The organism is Microbacterium sp. zg-B185 (assembly GCF_030246885.1).
In the GTDB taxonomy this organism is placed as follows: Bacteria; Actinomycetota; Actinomycetes; order Actinomycetales; family Microbacteriaceae; genus Microbacterium.
Map to the genome: position 1 here is coordinate 3,165,802 of NZ_CP126739.1, position 13,872 is coordinate 3,179,673.

Consider the following 13,872-nt stretch of genomic DNA (forward strand, 5'->3'; position numbering starts at 1 on the left):
GTGAGCGTGGACACGGGAGCGTTGCGGGTCGAGACCCTCGGTGCCGGCGTCGTCAAGCGCACGACGCGCCTGGCCGACGGCCGCGAGCTGTTCTACTTCGATGATCCGGGCACCGCTCTGGGCGCCGAGCGCGGCGTGGATGCCCGCACCCTGGCGCCCCGGCCTGCCACGGCCACGATGCGCCGCGACGTGCTGACCGGCGATTGGATCTCCCTCGCCGCGGCGCGGCAGGACCGCGCCGTGCTGCCGCCGCCGGAGCTGGACCCGCTCGCACCGCAGACGCCGACGAATCCGTCCGAGATCCCGTCGCGGTACGACGTCGCGGTGTTCGAGAACCGCTCCCCCGCGTTCGGCCCCGCGCTGACCGAAGCGACCGCCGGCGCACCGGCCGCGACAGATCCACCGCGCGGGCTCGACGATCTCGACGCACCCGGGCTCGCTCGCGCGCGGACGGCCGTCGGACGCTGCGAGGTGGTGTGCTTCAGCCCAGCGCACGAGGGATCCTTCGGATCGCTCACCCCGACCCGCGCGCGCACGGTGATCGAGGCATGGGCGGACCGCACCGCAGTGCTGTCCCGGCTGCCCGGTGTCGCGCAGGTGTTCCCGTTCGAGAACCGCGGCGAGGAGATCGGCGTGACCCTGCGGCATCCGCACGGACAGATCTACGCGTATCCGTACGTCCCGCCGCGCACGCGCCGCCTGCTCGAGGCGATCCAGCGGGAAGGCGCGGACCTCTTCGCGCGCATCCTCGCGTCCGAACAGGCCTCCGAGCGCGTGATCCTGCGCGGGGAGCACTGGACGGCGTTCGTGCCGTTCGCGGCCCGCTGGCCGCTGGAGGTGCACCTGCTGCCGCACCGTGCGCTGCCGGACCTCGCCGCGACCAGCGACGCTGAGCGCGACGAGCTCGCGCCCCTCTACCTGCGCCTGCTTCGAGGCGTCGATGTCATGTACGGCACTCCGACCCCGTACATCGCGGCGTGGCATCAGGCTCCGGTCCACGCCGGCAGGGACGCCGTGCGGCTCAGGCTGGAGCTGACATCGCCGCGGCGGGCGGCCGACAAGCTCAAGTTCCTCGCCGGGTCCGAAGCCGCGATGGGCGCATGGATCGGCGACGTCCTGCCCGAGGAAGCGGCCGCCGCGCTGCGTGCGGCGGTCGCGGAGGTTTCCGGATGAGCGCCTCGGCCGCCGCGCGCACGCTGTTCACCGAAGCCTTCGGATCCCGGCCCGCCGGCATCTGGTCAGCGCCGGGACGGGTGAACCTCATCGGCGAGCACACGGACTACAACGACGGCTTCGTGCTGCCGTTCGCCCTCCCGCAGCGCACTCATGCGGCGGCGGGCGCACGGGGCGACGGGCGGATCCGGGTCATCTCGACCTTCGATGGGGCGCCGGTGGAGGTCGCGCTCGACGAGCTCGACGACCTCTTCCCCGCACACGGGACGGCCGACCGGCCGACCGTGCCGGCCTGGTCGGCCTATCCGCTGGGCGTCGCCTGGGCTCTGCTGCACGCGGCCGGACCGGACGCGGCATCCGGCCTGGACCTGGCGATCGCCTCGGACGTCCCGATCGGCGCAGGCCTGTCCTCGTCCGCGGCGATCGAGTGCGCCGTGGCGATCGCCCTGAACGACACCTGGGATCTCGGACTGGACAGGGTGGCCCTCGCCGCCGCCGCGCGCACCGCCGAGAACGATGCGGTCGGTGCGCCCACGGGCATCATGGACCAGATGGCATCGCTGCTGGGGCAGCCGGGCGCCGCCGTGCTCCTGGACTGCCGCTCGCTGGAGGGCACCGTCGTCGATCTGCGGCTGGCCGAGGCGGGACTCGCCCTGGTCGTCCTCGACACCGGCGTGACGCACGCGCACGCGACCGGAGGCTACCGCGAGCGCCGCGCCGCGTGCGAGCGGGGCGCGCAGGTTCTGCGGGTGCGCGCTCTGCGAGACCTCACCGTCGCCGATCTGCCGCGCGCCGCCCGGCAGCTGGATGCCGAGACGTACCGCCGAGTCCGCCACGTCGTGACCGAGAACCAGCGCGTGCTGGACACGGTGCGGTCGCTGCGCACAGGGGGTGCCGGATCCATCGGTGAGCTTCTCCTGGAATCGCACGCATCCATGCGCGACGATTTCGAGATCTCGGTGCCCGAAGTGGACACCGCGGTCGAGGCGGCCATGACGGCGGGCGCGGTCGGGGCCCGGATGACCGGCGGCGGCTTCGGCGGCGCCGTGATCGCGCTGGTCCCATCGGGCAGGGTCGACGATGTGCAGGATGCCGCTGCCACCGCCTTCGCGACATCCGGGTTCGCTCCTCCCACCACCCTGGGGGTCGAGCCCTCCGCCGGCGCGGGCCGGGACGCCTGAGCAGCGCGTCGGATCAGCGTGCCGCCGCGCTCCGCCGGACGCGATATCGGGCGGCCGGTCCGGCCGCAAGCCCCTGGCCAGACGGCGCGGACGCCCATACGTTCGGGGGGATGCCGGAGCATTCGCCGCCTCGGCCGGAGAGGACGAGCGCGTGGGATTCATCACCGTAGGCATCGAGAACACCGCCGATATCAGGCTCTTCTACACCGACCAGGGCCAGGGTCCGGTGGTCGTGCTCATCCACGGGTTCCCGTTGGACTCGGAGTCCTGGGGAAAGCAGCAGGCCGCCCTGGTGGCGGCCGGGCACCGCGTGATCGCGTACGACCGACGCGGCTTCGGCGCCTCGAGCAAGACCGGCGGCGGCTCTGACTACGACACCTTCGCCGCCGACCTGGACGCGCTGATGAGAACCCTCGACATCGAAGATGTGACGCTGGTCGGCTTCTCGATGGGCACCGGCGAGGTCGCCCGGTATCTCGCGAACTACGGCAGCGACCGCGTGGCCAAAGCGGTGTTCCTCGGCTCGCTCGAGCCGTACCTGCTGCAGACGGACGACAACCCCGAGGGCGCCGGGCCGCGGGAGTTCTTCGAGGGCTTCGCGACGTCCATCCGCGACGATCGATACGCGTTCCTGACCGGCTTCTTCGCCGACTTCTACAACCTGGACGAGAACCTGGGTTCGCGGATATCGCCGGAGGCGCTGGAAGCCAGCGTCCAGACCGCCAACCGCGCGGGTAACGCCGCTCTGGCGGCGGCGCCACTGACCTGGCCCACCGATTTCCGCGCCGACATCGCGAAGCTCGCCCTGCCCAGCCTGATCGTGCACGGCACGGCCGACCGGATCCTCCCCATTGATGCCACGGCGCGCCGGTTCCGCACGCTGCTGCCGGGCGCGACCTACGTCGAGATCGAGGGGGCTCCGCACGGGATGCTGTGGACCCACGCCGACGAGGTCAACGAGGCTCTGCTCGCCTTCCTCAGCAGCTAGAGGCCGACGGCGCCGCGGGCTCAGTCGTGCTCGGGGCGCAGGAGCCGCAGGCCGGCGATCACGAGCGGGATCAGCAGCACGATCGCGGCGACGATGATCGCGGTGATGCCGATGGCGCCGTTGCGCGGATCCCCGCCCAGCCGGCCGACGGCCAGCCAGCACAGGCCCCACGCCAGTGCCAGGCCGGGGGCGATGCGCCATCCGCTCGCCCATGCGATCCCCAGGCCGATGACGGCGACGACGACCAGCACCGCGACCCCCCACGCCGCCGCGGCATCCGCCCACGCCTCAGGCACGACGCCGGTCAACCACGCCGCGATGTTGGCCACGGACGCGAGCGTGACCCACCCCAGATGAAGGCCGGTCACCCCGTCGATCAGGAGCGCATCCCAGAAGCCGGCGCGCGGCGTCCGGGTGACCACCGAGAAGTGGAACGTGATGCCCAGAGCGATCAGCAGCAGCAGGATCACCACGACCGTCCATTCGATCGTGAGGAACTGCGCGGCCACCAGCCACAGACCGTTGAGCACGATCGTCAGGGCGATCCACCACCCCACTGCGCGGTGCCGCTCGGACGCGCGCTGACCGGGCAGCGCCTGCCAGATCGCGTACCCGATCAGGCCCGCGTAGATGACGGTCCAGATGCTGAAAGCGGGCCCGGCCGGGGCGAGGAAGGACCCCTGCTCCGAGAGCCGGCCGCCCTGCGACTCGTCGACCTCGGTGCCGCCCAGACCGCCGACGCCGACGAGGACCGCGACGAGGGTGAATCCCAGCGCACACAGCACCGCGATCTGGCGCGTCAGATCCAGGCCGGTGGCCGCCGCACCCCGGGACCGGGGCTTGCCGGAGGGGCGTGCCGCGCCGGGGGAATTGGTCGCTCCAGGAGTGTTCACCCTGCCACGGTACGTTCACCACGCCACCCCGCGTAGGGGTTGACACACGCGCGCGGCCGGGATGGCATCATGGCGCCATGACCCGCGACTGGACGCCCCTTGCTCTGACCTACCTGGTGCTGGCGGTGGCCGGACTGGCCGGCACCTGGTGGTTCAACGCGCTGGCCATCATCCAGATGGCCGATTTCATCGGCGACCTGGTCAGCAGCGGTCCGGCGGTGTCCTCCATCACGGTCGACCTGCTCATCGCGGCGGTCGCGGGCAGTGTCTTCGTGCTGGTGGAGGCGCGGCGCCTGGGCATGCGCTTCGGCTGGCTGTACGTCCTCGGCTCGGCCGTCACGGCGTTCGCGTTCACGTTCCCGCTGTTCCTGGCCATGCGGCAGCGTCGGCTGGTCCGCGCCGCTCGCGCGACCACGTGACGGCGACGCGCCCGCGGGTCGATCGGACGCGCGACACTGGACTCAGACGCGGCCCTGGAATGCGCCGACTCCGCCGCCCCCGCCCTGCACCTCCCGACCGAAGGAACGACCCGTGCCGCAGCATCCCGACCCGATCGTGACCATCGCACCCGGCCGGGTACGCGGCTTCTGGCGGGGCGACTCGGCGGCCTTCCTCGGCATCCCGTTCGCCCAGGCGCCGGTCGGAGACCTCCGCTTCGCCGCGCCCGTCCCACCCGAGCCGTGGGACGGTGTCCGCGACGCGATCGAGTACGGCGCGACGGCACATCGCGAAAAGCCCGGGGAGGTGACGCTGATCCCCGAGCCGTCGGTGCCCGGCGAGGCCACCCTGAACGTCAACGTGTTCACACCGTCGCCGGACGGTGCGGCAGCGTTGCCCGTTCTGGTCTACATCCACGGCGGCGGGTACACCGAGGGCTCTCCCGCCAGTCCCTGGTACGACGGCGCCGCCTTCAACCGCGACGGAGTCGTGACCGTGACGGTGTCCTATCGACTGGGTTTCGACGGGTTCGGCCACATCGCCGGCGCGTGCGCGCGGGCGAGGGTTTCCCCGCAGATTCGCGCGTACAGCAGTGTGCCCCGTGGGACGGCCTTCTCGGCATCCATCGCGCCCTTCCAATCGTGCAGCTGCCGCACGTAGAAGTCCCGCTCGATCCCGCCCTCGCCCCTCACCGTCTGCCAGCCCAGGAACATGTCGCCGGAGGCCTGCATGGTGCGCTGACCGCGCACGACCCGTTCGCCCTGGTTCTCGTACTCGCACGGCTCGAGGAACCGCTCCAGCACCGACGCCTGCGCCTCCTTGGCCTGCAGGAACAGCGGGTCGGATTCGTCCCGTCCGCGCAGCAGCACGATCCACGCGCGGGTGCCGACGCTGCCGACTCCGACCACCTTGCGGGCCATGTGCACGTAGGTGTATTCCGAGAGCGGATGCCGAGCCGCCGGGGGGAGCGTGCCCTGATACGACCGGAGGATCTCGCGCGCGGCCGCCTCCGGATCGTCGATGTCGGTGCCCTCCAGCAGATCCTCCACCGGAACGATCAGCGGCGGATCCGCGGTGATCCGCATCCGCCCGTCCTCCGTGGTCACCAGCTTCGCGAACGCCTGCATCCGGTCCTTGCCGAGGGCCTTCGCCGCGACGGCATCGAACCTCTTCAGCTGCCGCTTCTCTGCGCGCTCCGCGCTCTGCTCCTCGCGCAGCCAGCGTTGCAACGCCTCCACGTCCAGATGGTCGTACCACGCGTCCAGGACGGTCGCCTCGGCGGCGGCCAGCATCCGCTCGCGGTATCCGCGCGCCGCCGCGAGGAGGATCGCCCGCCGTTCATCGTCCGCGAAGCCGCGGTGCCGCCCGGCGATCTCGAAGCTCGCCACGAGGCGCTTCAGGTCCCACTCGAACGGACCGGGATGGGTCTCGTCGAAGTCGTTGATGTCGAAGACGAGTCTCCGCTCGGCGGAGGCGAACAGTCCGAAGTTGGACAGGTGCGCGTCCCCGCAGAGCTGGACGATGAGCCCGCTGCTCGGAGTGCGAGCCAGGTCCGCCGCCATCAGGAGGGCCGCGCCCCGATAGAACGTGAAGGGCGAGACGCTCATCCGCCCGTGGCGCACGGGCACGAGGTCTGCGACGCGGGAGGCGGCCTGATCTTCCAGGAGGGACACCGGGTCGGCGCGATCTTCCGGGGCACCCCAGATGCCGTGGCTGGATCGGGGGGCACGCACGCGCGCTGCCGACCCGTACGATCGTCTTCCCTCGAAGTCGGTCGGCGGCGGCGGTGTCGTCGTCGGCATGGACTGACCATCATCGGACATCCGCGTCCCCCTCGCCGTGTCCGCCCGCATGCGGGGCGCCTCGGAGTGTGGTGCCCAGTCTGGCACTCCGGTCCACCGGGCAGAACGGTGTGCGTGCGACCGGCTAGTTCAGGCCGAACAGATCGAGCGGGTGGGTGAGCCGCCACCACGCGCTCGGCGGTTCGATGTCGGCAGCCAGTTCGAGTGCCGTGCCCGTCGAATCCAGCGGACCGCGCACCGCGAGCGTGCCCACGGCGGCGCCCTTCTCGCGTGCGTCGCCCAGCGCGAAGTCGGTGGTGACGGCGCCGACACCGCCGTTCCACAGGATCACGCTCGCGTCGTCGTCCGTCACGATGGCGACGTTCTGACCCCACTCGGTGGTGACATGGCCGACGACCGTGCCCTTGGTCACCGACGGGACCGGCTGCAGAGCCAGCTCGACCTCGGAGTACAGGGTCCGCGACACGGCCAGCCGGACCTCGCCGTCCGGCTGCCCCAGGACCGCACTGTAGACGCGCACCGTCGTCTCGCCCACGACGATGTCCTTCGCCGAGAGCAGGCTGAAGGAGTCCAGCGAGCCCGTCTTGATCCCGACCACCCCGGCATCGGCCAGCAGTGCGTTGGTGTTGGTCACCAGTCCGGCGCCGGGCAACTCGACGGCCGGCTTGGCGACGATCTCGGCGATCACCGGATGCGCCATCGCGCGCTGGGCCAGCGCGATCAGCGCGTCCGGGCTGGCCGAATTGCGCGGGTCCAGCCCGGTCGGCTCCACGACGGTGACGCCGGGGACGCCGTGCGCGGCAAGCCAGGTGTTCGCGGCGCGCGCGAACACCGCGTCGTTGGGCCACAGCGCGCCGGCCAGTCGGTCGGCGTAGTTGTTGGCCGAGCCGATGAGCATGCCTTCGAGCATCTGGTATTCGGTGAGCGAGCCGCCCACCGGCACATCCAGCGCGGACTCGCCGTTCTCGCGGTATCCCCAGTACGCGTTGTTGTCCCGCGCCGTGAAGCGGAATTCCGGGCCCTGCTCGCCGAGCGCCAGCGGCATCTGGTCGAGCACCAGCAACGCTGTCACAACCTTCGTGATGCTCGCAATCGGGGCAGCCTCGACGGTGGAGGTGGCAAGGCCCTCGATGCCGGCGACGGCGACCGACGCGCTGCCCTCGGCGGGCCAGCTCAGCGCCGCGGCGGGCGCGGCGAGGGGTTGCACGTCCATCGCCTCCACCGTCGGCGCTACGGCGTGCAGCGGCCACAACAGCGTGGTGGCGGAGTACGCGCCCAGCACGAGTGCGATGATCGCGATGGGGAGCAGTACGCCGGCCCGCCAGAGCGAGCGGCGCGGCGCGTCTGCGAGCAGATCGGGTTCGACGACGACATACGGGGATGCCGGTACCTCGAGCGTGCGAGCGGCAGGAGGCGTCAGCACGAGCGTCCGCTCGTCCACCCACTCCAGTGCGGTCGGCCTGGCCGTCCGGGACGGGGCGGTCTGGCGCAGCGCGGCCGTCGTCGTCGGCCCGATCGGCGATCCCGCCGCGACGGCGGTCGAGGCGCCGACCGCGGGCGCCGGAGTGGACGAGGACGGAGGGCCGGCCGCCGTCACCTGGGCCAGAGCGCCCGACACGGCGACGGTCGGGGGCGCGGCGGTCTCGGATGAGCCGTCGGCGTACCGGGCGTCACCGCGCTGCAGGCGCACGGAACGTCGCGTCGGTGCGGCGGCGTCGTCCGGAGTCACTCGCCTAAATTACCCCGTGTCGCGCCAGGCTATATACTCGGTGCGTCAACACGGGAGTCCGGTGTGCCGGGCTGAGAGGAAGCGAACACGCTTCGACCGTCGAACCTGATCTGGGTAATGCCAGCGCAGGAAGGAGATCTGCCTTGAGTACCACCACGTCCGCATCTCGCCCCGCACGCCGGGGTTTCTCGGGAATCGTCTGGCGGTGGCGGGTCGTCGACATCGTCGTCGCCAGCGTCATCGCCGTCGCCTGCTCCCTGGTGTTCCTGCTCTGGAACGTGGGCTACGAAGCGCCCAGCGCACTGCTCAAGCCCCTGCTGCCCGGGCTGCAGGGACTCCTGGCCGGGCCTTGGCTGGTCGCCGGCGTTCTCGGCGCGCTGATCATCCGCAAACCCGGCGCGGCCCTGTACACCGAACTGGTCGCTTCGGTCATCTCCGCGCTCATCGGAAACCAGTGGGGGCCGCTGACGATCGCCTCCGGGCTGGTGCAGGGCCTGGGCGCCGAACTGGTGTTCCTGCTCTTCGCCTACGCGGTATGGCGGCTGCCGGTGGCGGTCCTCGCCGGCGCGGGCGCCGGACTGGCGTGCGGCATCAATGACCGCATCCTCTGGTACGCCGGTGCCGACACGACTTTCACGATCGTGTACATCGTCGCAACCACCGTTTCGGGCGCTCTCATCGCCGGTGCCGGCTCGTGGTTCATCGCCCGCGGGCTCGCGGCAACCGGTGCTCTCGGCCGATTCGCCTCGGGCCGGGACACGACGCGGCGGGTCTGACGTGGCACTGCTCACGTGACGGCGGGGGCGGACGGCGGCCTTCCCGCGGCGATCGAGGCGCGCGGGTGGGGCTGGCGCTACGCGACGCGCCTGCGGTGGGCACTGCGCGACATCTCGTTCCGGATCGAGCCGGGAGAGCATGTCCTGCTGCTGGGCGCATCCGGCTCCGGCAAGTCGACGCTGCTGCACGCGCTGGCCGGGGTGCTCGGCGGCGACGATGAGGGCGAGCACACCGGGGAACTGACGGTGGCGGGTGCGCCGGCGAGCCGGGCGCGGGGTGCCGCGGGCATGGTCCTGCAGGATCCGGACAGCCAGGCGATCCTCGCCCGGGTGGGCGATGATGTCGCGTTCGGCTGCGAGAACCTCGGTGTCCCGCGCTCGCAGATCTGGCCGCGGGTGCGCGCGGCCATGGACGCGGTGGGGCTGGATGTGCCGCTGGATCGGTCGACGTCGACGCTGTCGGGCGGACAGAAGCAGCGGCTCGCGCTGGCCGGTGTCCTCGCCATGCAGCCCGGTGTCATCCTGTTGGACGAGCCGACCGCCAACCTGGATCCGGCCGGCGTCGTCGAGGTGCGCGATGCGGTCGAGCGCGCGCTGGCGGCGACCGGCGCAACTCTCGTCGTGGTCGAGCACCGGCTGGACGTGTGGCTGCCGCTCGTCGATCGGGTCTTGGTCGTGGGCGCGTCCGCGTCCGGTGAGCAGGGGATCCTCGCGGACGGCACGCCCGATGCGGTCCTGCGCGCGCGGGGCGACGAGCTCGCCGCGGGCGGGGTCTGGGTTCCCGGCATCCCCCCGGCCTTCCCGCCGCCTCCCGCGCGGCGAGCGGGATCCACGCTCCTGACGGCGGAGTCGCTGGCGGTCTCCCGGGTGCGCGGCACCAGGGTGGCCGGACCTGTCGATCTGGAGGTCAGGGCCGGTGAGGTGCTCGGAATCGTCGGCCCCAACGGCGCAGGAAAGTCCACCCTCGGGTTGACGCTCGCGGGGCTCATCCCTGCCGAGTCCGGGCGGGTGGCGGCATCCGCACGTCTGTCCGCAGGGGTGCCGGGCGACCCCATCGCGTGGCCCTCTCGCGCGCTGCTGACCCGGATCGGGACCGTCTTCCAAGACCCCGAGCACCAGCTGCTGACCACCACCGTCCGGGCCGAGCTGGAGGTCGGTCCTCGCGCGCTCGCACTGCCTGCGGCCGAGATCGCCGCGCGGGTGGACGAGCTGCTCGAACGGCTGCGCCTGGCCCCGCTCGCGGATGCGAATCCGTACACGCTGTCGGGGGGAGAGAAGCGGCGGCTCACGGTCGCCGCGATGCTGGCGACGCGTCCACGGGTCCTGGTGCTGGATGAGCCCACTTTCGGGCAGGATGCCGCGACCTGGGCCGAGCTCGTCGACATCATCGCGCGCCTGCGCGATGGCTCGGACGGGGACGAGGGTGCCGCCGTGGTCGCGATCACGCATGATCAGACGGTGCTGGAAGCCCTGCATGCGCGGCGGTTCACCGTGGGCGGTGCCGGGTGACGGTGACCGACCGGCCGGCCCGGTCAGGGCCGATCGCCGGCCTCAACCCCGTCGCCAAGCTCGGCGCGGCGCTGCTGATCGCGGTGCCGCTCGTGCTGACCATCGACCCGGTCTCGGCCGCGGTCGCGCTGCTGCTGGAGCTGCCGCTGCTGCTGGCGGCCGGGCTGCGTCCGCGGGAGTTCTGGCTGCGGACCATCCCGATCTGGGTCGCCGCGCCGCTGGCGGCGGTCACGATCGCCCTGTACGGCGCGTCCAGCGGCGAGGTGTACCTCGAATGGTTCGTGGTCCGCATCAGCGAAGGCTCCCTGATGCTCGCCCTGGCCACGTTCTTCCGTGTGCTGGCGATCGGTCTGCCCGCCGTCGTTCTGTTCGTCACGGTGGATCCGACGGACTTGGCGGACGGCCTCTCCCAGCTGCTGAAGCTCCCGGCGCGGTTCGTGCTGGGGGCTCTGGCCGGTATGCGCCTGCTGGGCCTGCTCACCGACGACTGGCGCGCGCTCGCCCTGGCCCGGCGTGCCCGCGGCGTCGCCGACAGCGGAAGAGTGCGCAGGGTCGTGGGAATGGCGTTCGCGCTGTTCGTCCTCTCGATCCGGCGGGGATCGACGTTGGCCACGGCGATGGAGGCCCGCGGCTTCGGCGGGAGCGAGTCGCGCACCTGGGCGCGGGAGTCGCGATTCGGCTGGCGCGAATGGATGCTGCTGGCCGTCGGAGCCGCGATCTCGGCGACCGCGGTGGCGGTGGCAGTGCTGACCGGGTCGTGGAATTTCATCCTCGGTCCGGTGTAGCCGCCTCATGTCGCGTCCCACAGCTCCCGGTAGTACGCGAGGCGGGTCGGATCCGGTGCGACGCCGTACGCCTCGATGAGCGCGTCCTCCCACCCGGGACCGTAGTTCCACACCGTGCTCATCGCCGCCACGGCGATGTCGGCCCAGCGGTCGCCCACCCCCAGCGCACCGAGATCCACGTGCGCCGTCCACCGCCCATCGTCTCCGACGAGTGTGTTCGGGCAGCAGGCGTCGCCGTGGCAGACGACGAGCCGGTCGACCGGCGGCGGGTGGTGGAGCGCGTCGGGCACCCGGATGCCGCGCATGGCGGCGTTCGCGATTCGCGCGGGCACATCCCACACAAAGGGGCAGAGCCGGACCGGCAGGGCGTCGTGGAACGCCCGGAGCCCCGCCCCCACCGCGGCCACGGCCGTCGCGGGATCGGCGAGCCACCGCGGCGTCACCGCCGAGAGCCCGGGCAGCGCCACCGTCACCATCCACTCCTGGGTCGCGTCGCCGCCCAGCTCGAGTACTCGCGGCACCGATGTATACGCCGACGCCCACCTCAGTCGCGCCGCTTCATCGCGAAACGAGGTCTCCGCATTGCGGGGGCCGAACTTGATGACCCGGTCATCGTCGGTGCGGAAGGTCACTCCGCCGATCTCGTTCCGCCACAGGGGCACCAGCCCGGCGCCGCGGGCGAGGATCCGCACGCGGGCGGGCGGCGGGAGCTGCGCGCCGGTGGCCGCACCCGGATCAACGCCACGGGGATCGCCCGCCCAGAACGGTCGCTGAGGCATGCACCCATCCTGCCCCGCCGACCGCCCCGGCCGGGGAGGCGTCGATGCTGATCCGCTGCACTGCGCGGCCGGGGGACCTGCGGGTAGCCTGAGACGCGCGATCGCCGTTTCCGGCGGTGACCGCGAATGGAACTCGGTTCCACCTATGCTGGGACGCAATGCCGTCCGCGGCGCGCCGCGGGTTCGAAGGAGAGCACATGGACATCACGGGCGCCTCCGCCCTCGTGACCGGCGGTGCGAGCGGGCTCGGGCTCGCGACCGCCCGCCGGTTGGCCGCAGCCGGCGCAGCGGTGACGATCCTCGACCTGCCCTCGTCCGCTGGCGCGGACGTGGCCGCAGAACTCGGCGGCGCATTCGCGCCGGCCGATGTGACCAGCCCCGAAGAGGTGGCCGCGGCCGTGAGCGTGGCCGCCGCCGGAGGTCCGCTGCGGGTTCTGGTCAACTGCGCCGGGATCGCCCCGCCCGCGAAGGTCCTCGACCGGGAGGGGACACCGACGCCACTGGACGCCTTCGAGCGCATCGTCCGCGTCAACCTGATCGGCACGTACAACGTGATCGCCCAGGCATCCGCTGTCATGTCGCGCACGGAGCCCTTCGCCGCGGGCGGCGACTCGGCGCTCGTAGCAGACCGCGGCGTCATCATCAACACCGCGAGCGTGGCCGCCTTCGACGGCCAGATCGGGCAGCCGGCCTACTCGGCCAGCAAGGGCGGCGTGCACGCGATGACGCTGCCGATAGCTCGGGAACTCGCCCGCTACGGCATCCGCGTGGTGACGATCGCTCCGGGGATCATGGAGACGCCGATGCTCGCGTCGCTGCCGCAGGCCGCCCAGGACTCGCTCGGCGCGCAGGTGCCGTACCCGGCGCGGCTGGGACGGCCCGACGAATACGCGCGACTGGTGCTGGCGATCGTGGAGAACGACTACCTCAACGGCGAGACCATCCGCCTGGACGGTGCGATCCGCATGGCACCCAGATGATCTGCACGGCACCCAGCTAAGGAGCCCACATGTCCGAACCCATCCTGTTCTCCGTCGATGACGGTCTCGGCCGCATCACCCTCAACCGCCCGGCGCGGCTCAACGCCTTCGACGAGGCGACCGCGCGGGCGTGGGAGCGGATCACCGCAGAGGTCGTCGACCGTGACGACGTCGGGGCGATCCTGCTGGATGCCGAGGGCCCCTCCTTCTGCGCGGGCGGCGACGTTCTGTCGATGGCCGCCGGCGGCTTCTCGGCGGACGGCATCGCCGAGCTGGCCGGAGTGATCAACCGCGGCATCCTGTCGCTGACCGAATCCTCCAAGCCCGTCGTCGCGGCCGCTCAGGGCACCACCGCCGGCGGCGGCCTGGGCATCCTGCTCGCCTCCGACTACGCGGTCGTCGGGGAGGACTCCCGGATCGGGAGTCTGTACGCGAACATGGGGCTCACCCCCGATCTGTCCGTCACCGCCCAGCTGGGTCGCGCGGTCGGACAGCGCCGCGCCCTGCAGCTCGTGCTGCAGGATCGGCTGCTCAGCGCCGCCGAAGCGGTGGAGTGGGGTCTGGTGGCCGAAGCCGTCGCCCCCGACCAGGTGCGGCCGCGCGCCGAGGCCGTCGCGCGCTTCTGGCTTGCCGGCGCCGGCGCGGCATACGGGCAGGCCAAGCGCCTGGTCCGCACCGCGCCCGAACGCACGGTGGTCGCGCAGCTCGAGGACGAGGCCCGCACGATCGGGGCCGCCCTGGCGACGCCGGATGCCCAGGCCCGCGTCGCGGCTTTCGCCGCGGCATCCCGCACCTCCGCCCCCCGCCCATGACCTGACCTGCGTGTCCCACTTTCTGTT

At 72.1% G+C, this 13,872-nt stretch carries 13 protein-coding genes, 1 pseudogene and 1 riboswitch; of the genes and pseudogenes, 10 read left to right on the forward strand and 4 right to left on the reverse strand.

Annotated features, from left to right (window positions below; all coding sequences use genetic code 11):
* Positions 1-6: 6 nt before the first annotated feature.
* From galT to QNO12_RS15065, 3 genes are all read left to right on the forward strand, one after another.
* On the forward strand, positions 7-1,173 hold the full coding sequence (galT, locus tag QNO12_RS15055; protein WP_257501344.1) for a galactose-1-phosphate uridylyltransferase: 1,167 nt from the start codon (positions 7-9) through the stop codon (positions 1,171-1,173).
* The gene (gene galK / locus QNO12_RS15060; protein WP_257501343.1) at positions 1,170-2,354 is read left to right on the forward strand and encodes a galactokinase; all 1,185 of its coding nucleotides are present in this window, start codon (positions 1,170-1,172) and stop codon (positions 2,352-2,354) included. The genes galT and galK overlap by 4 nt, the downstream gene beginning before the upstream one ends.
* A 151-nt stretch (positions 2,355-2,505) precedes the next feature.
* The gene (locus QNO12_RS15065; protein ID WP_285178076.1) at positions 2,506-3,342 is read left to right on the forward strand and encodes an alpha/beta fold hydrolase; all 837 of its coding nucleotides are present in this window, start codon (positions 2,506-2,508) and stop codon (positions 3,340-3,342) included.
* A 20-nt stretch (positions 3,343-3,362) separates the two neighbouring features.
* On the opposite strand, the gene QNO12_RS15070 is transcribed toward QNO12_RS15065, so the two are convergent.
* Positions 3,363-4,235 (reverse strand): TspO-related membrane protein, encoded by an 873-nt coding sequence (locus QNO12_RS15070; protein WP_257501342.1) that lies wholly within the window; start codon positions 4,233-4,235, stop codon positions 3,363-3,365.
* Between the two features lie 77 nt (positions 4,236-4,312).
* Here QNO12_RS15070 and QNO12_RS15075 point away from each other — a divergent pair, with 77 nt between their 5' ends.
* The gene (locus QNO12_RS15075) at positions 4,313-4,654 is read left to right on the forward strand and encodes a DUF2834 domain-containing protein (protein ID WP_257501341.1); all 342 of its coding nucleotides are present in this window, start codon (positions 4,313-4,315) and stop codon (positions 4,652-4,654) included.
* A 136-nt stretch (positions 4,655-4,790) separates the two neighbouring features.
* Positions 4,791-5,150 (forward strand): annotated as a pseudogene (locus tag QNO12_RS15080) (carboxylesterase family protein); the annotation flags it as partial.
* 29 nt (positions 5,151-5,179) lie between these two features.
* On the opposite strand, the gene QNO12_RS15085 reads toward QNO12_RS15080, so the two are convergent.
* Positions 5,180-6,475: a DUF2252 domain-containing protein gene (locus QNO12_RS15085; RefSeq protein WP_257501340.1), complete on the reverse strand. Its 1,296-nt coding sequence runs from the start codon at positions 6,473-6,475 to the stop codon at positions 5,180-5,182.
* A gap of 124 nt (positions 6,476-6,599) precedes the next feature.
* Complete coding sequence (locus tag QNO12_RS15090; protein WP_257501339.1) at positions 6,600-8,204, reverse strand: D-alanyl-D-alanine carboxypeptidase; 1,605 nt, start codon at positions 8,202-8,204, stop codon at positions 6,600-6,602.
* 40 nt (positions 8,205-8,244) lie between these two features.
* Positions 8,245-8,353, forward strand: a riboswitch (TPP riboswitch).
* Here QNO12_RS15090 and QNO12_RS15095 point away from each other — a divergent pair.
* The 3 genes from QNO12_RS15095 to QNO12_RS15105 all read left to right on the forward strand — a co-directional run bounded on the left by QNO12_RS15095 (position 8,348) and on the right by QNO12_RS15105 (position 11,274).
* Positions 8,348-8,980, forward strand: coding sequence for an ECF transporter S component (locus tag QNO12_RS15095; RefSeq protein WP_257501338.1), 633 nt, complete (start codon positions 8,348-8,350; stop codon positions 8,978-8,980). It overlaps the preceding riboswitch by 6 nt.
* A 15-nt stretch (positions 8,981-8,995) precedes the next feature.
* On the forward strand, positions 8,996-10,489 hold the full coding sequence (locus QNO12_RS15100; RefSeq protein ID WP_257501337.1) for an ABC transporter ATP-binding protein: 1,494 nt from the start codon (positions 8,996-8,998) through the stop codon (positions 10,487-10,489).
* Positions 10,486-11,274, forward strand: coding sequence for an energy-coupling factor transporter transmembrane component T family protein (locus QNO12_RS15105; RefSeq protein WP_257501336.1), 789 nt, complete (start codon positions 10,486-10,488; stop codon positions 11,272-11,274). The genes QNO12_RS15100 and QNO12_RS15105 overlap by 4 nt, the downstream gene beginning before the upstream one ends.
* 5 nt (positions 11,275-11,279) lie before the next feature.
* Here QNO12_RS15105 and QNO12_RS15110 read toward each other — a convergent pair whose 3' ends face one another.
* Complete coding sequence (locus QNO12_RS15110) at positions 11,280-12,053, reverse strand: aminoglycoside 3'-phosphotransferase (RefSeq protein WP_257501335.1); 774 nt, start codon at positions 12,051-12,053, stop codon at positions 11,280-11,282.
* A gap of 197 nt (positions 12,054-12,250) precedes the next feature.
* Between QNO12_RS15110 and QNO12_RS15115 the strand changes: the two genes are divergently transcribed.
* Both QNO12_RS15115 and QNO12_RS15120 read left to right on the forward strand, forming a co-directional pair.
* Entirely contained in the window at positions 12,251-13,033 is a 783-nt protein-coding gene (locus QNO12_RS15115; RefSeq protein WP_257501334.1) for an SDR family NAD(P)-dependent oxidoreductase, read from the forward strand.
* Positions 13,034-13,062: 29 nt separating this feature from the next.
* Positions 13,063-13,845 (forward strand): enoyl-CoA hydratase/isomerase family protein, encoded by a 783-nt coding sequence (locus tag QNO12_RS15120; protein ID WP_257501333.1) that lies wholly within the window; start codon positions 13,063-13,065, stop codon positions 13,843-13,845.
* Positions 13,846-13,872: the final 27 nt, after the last annotated feature.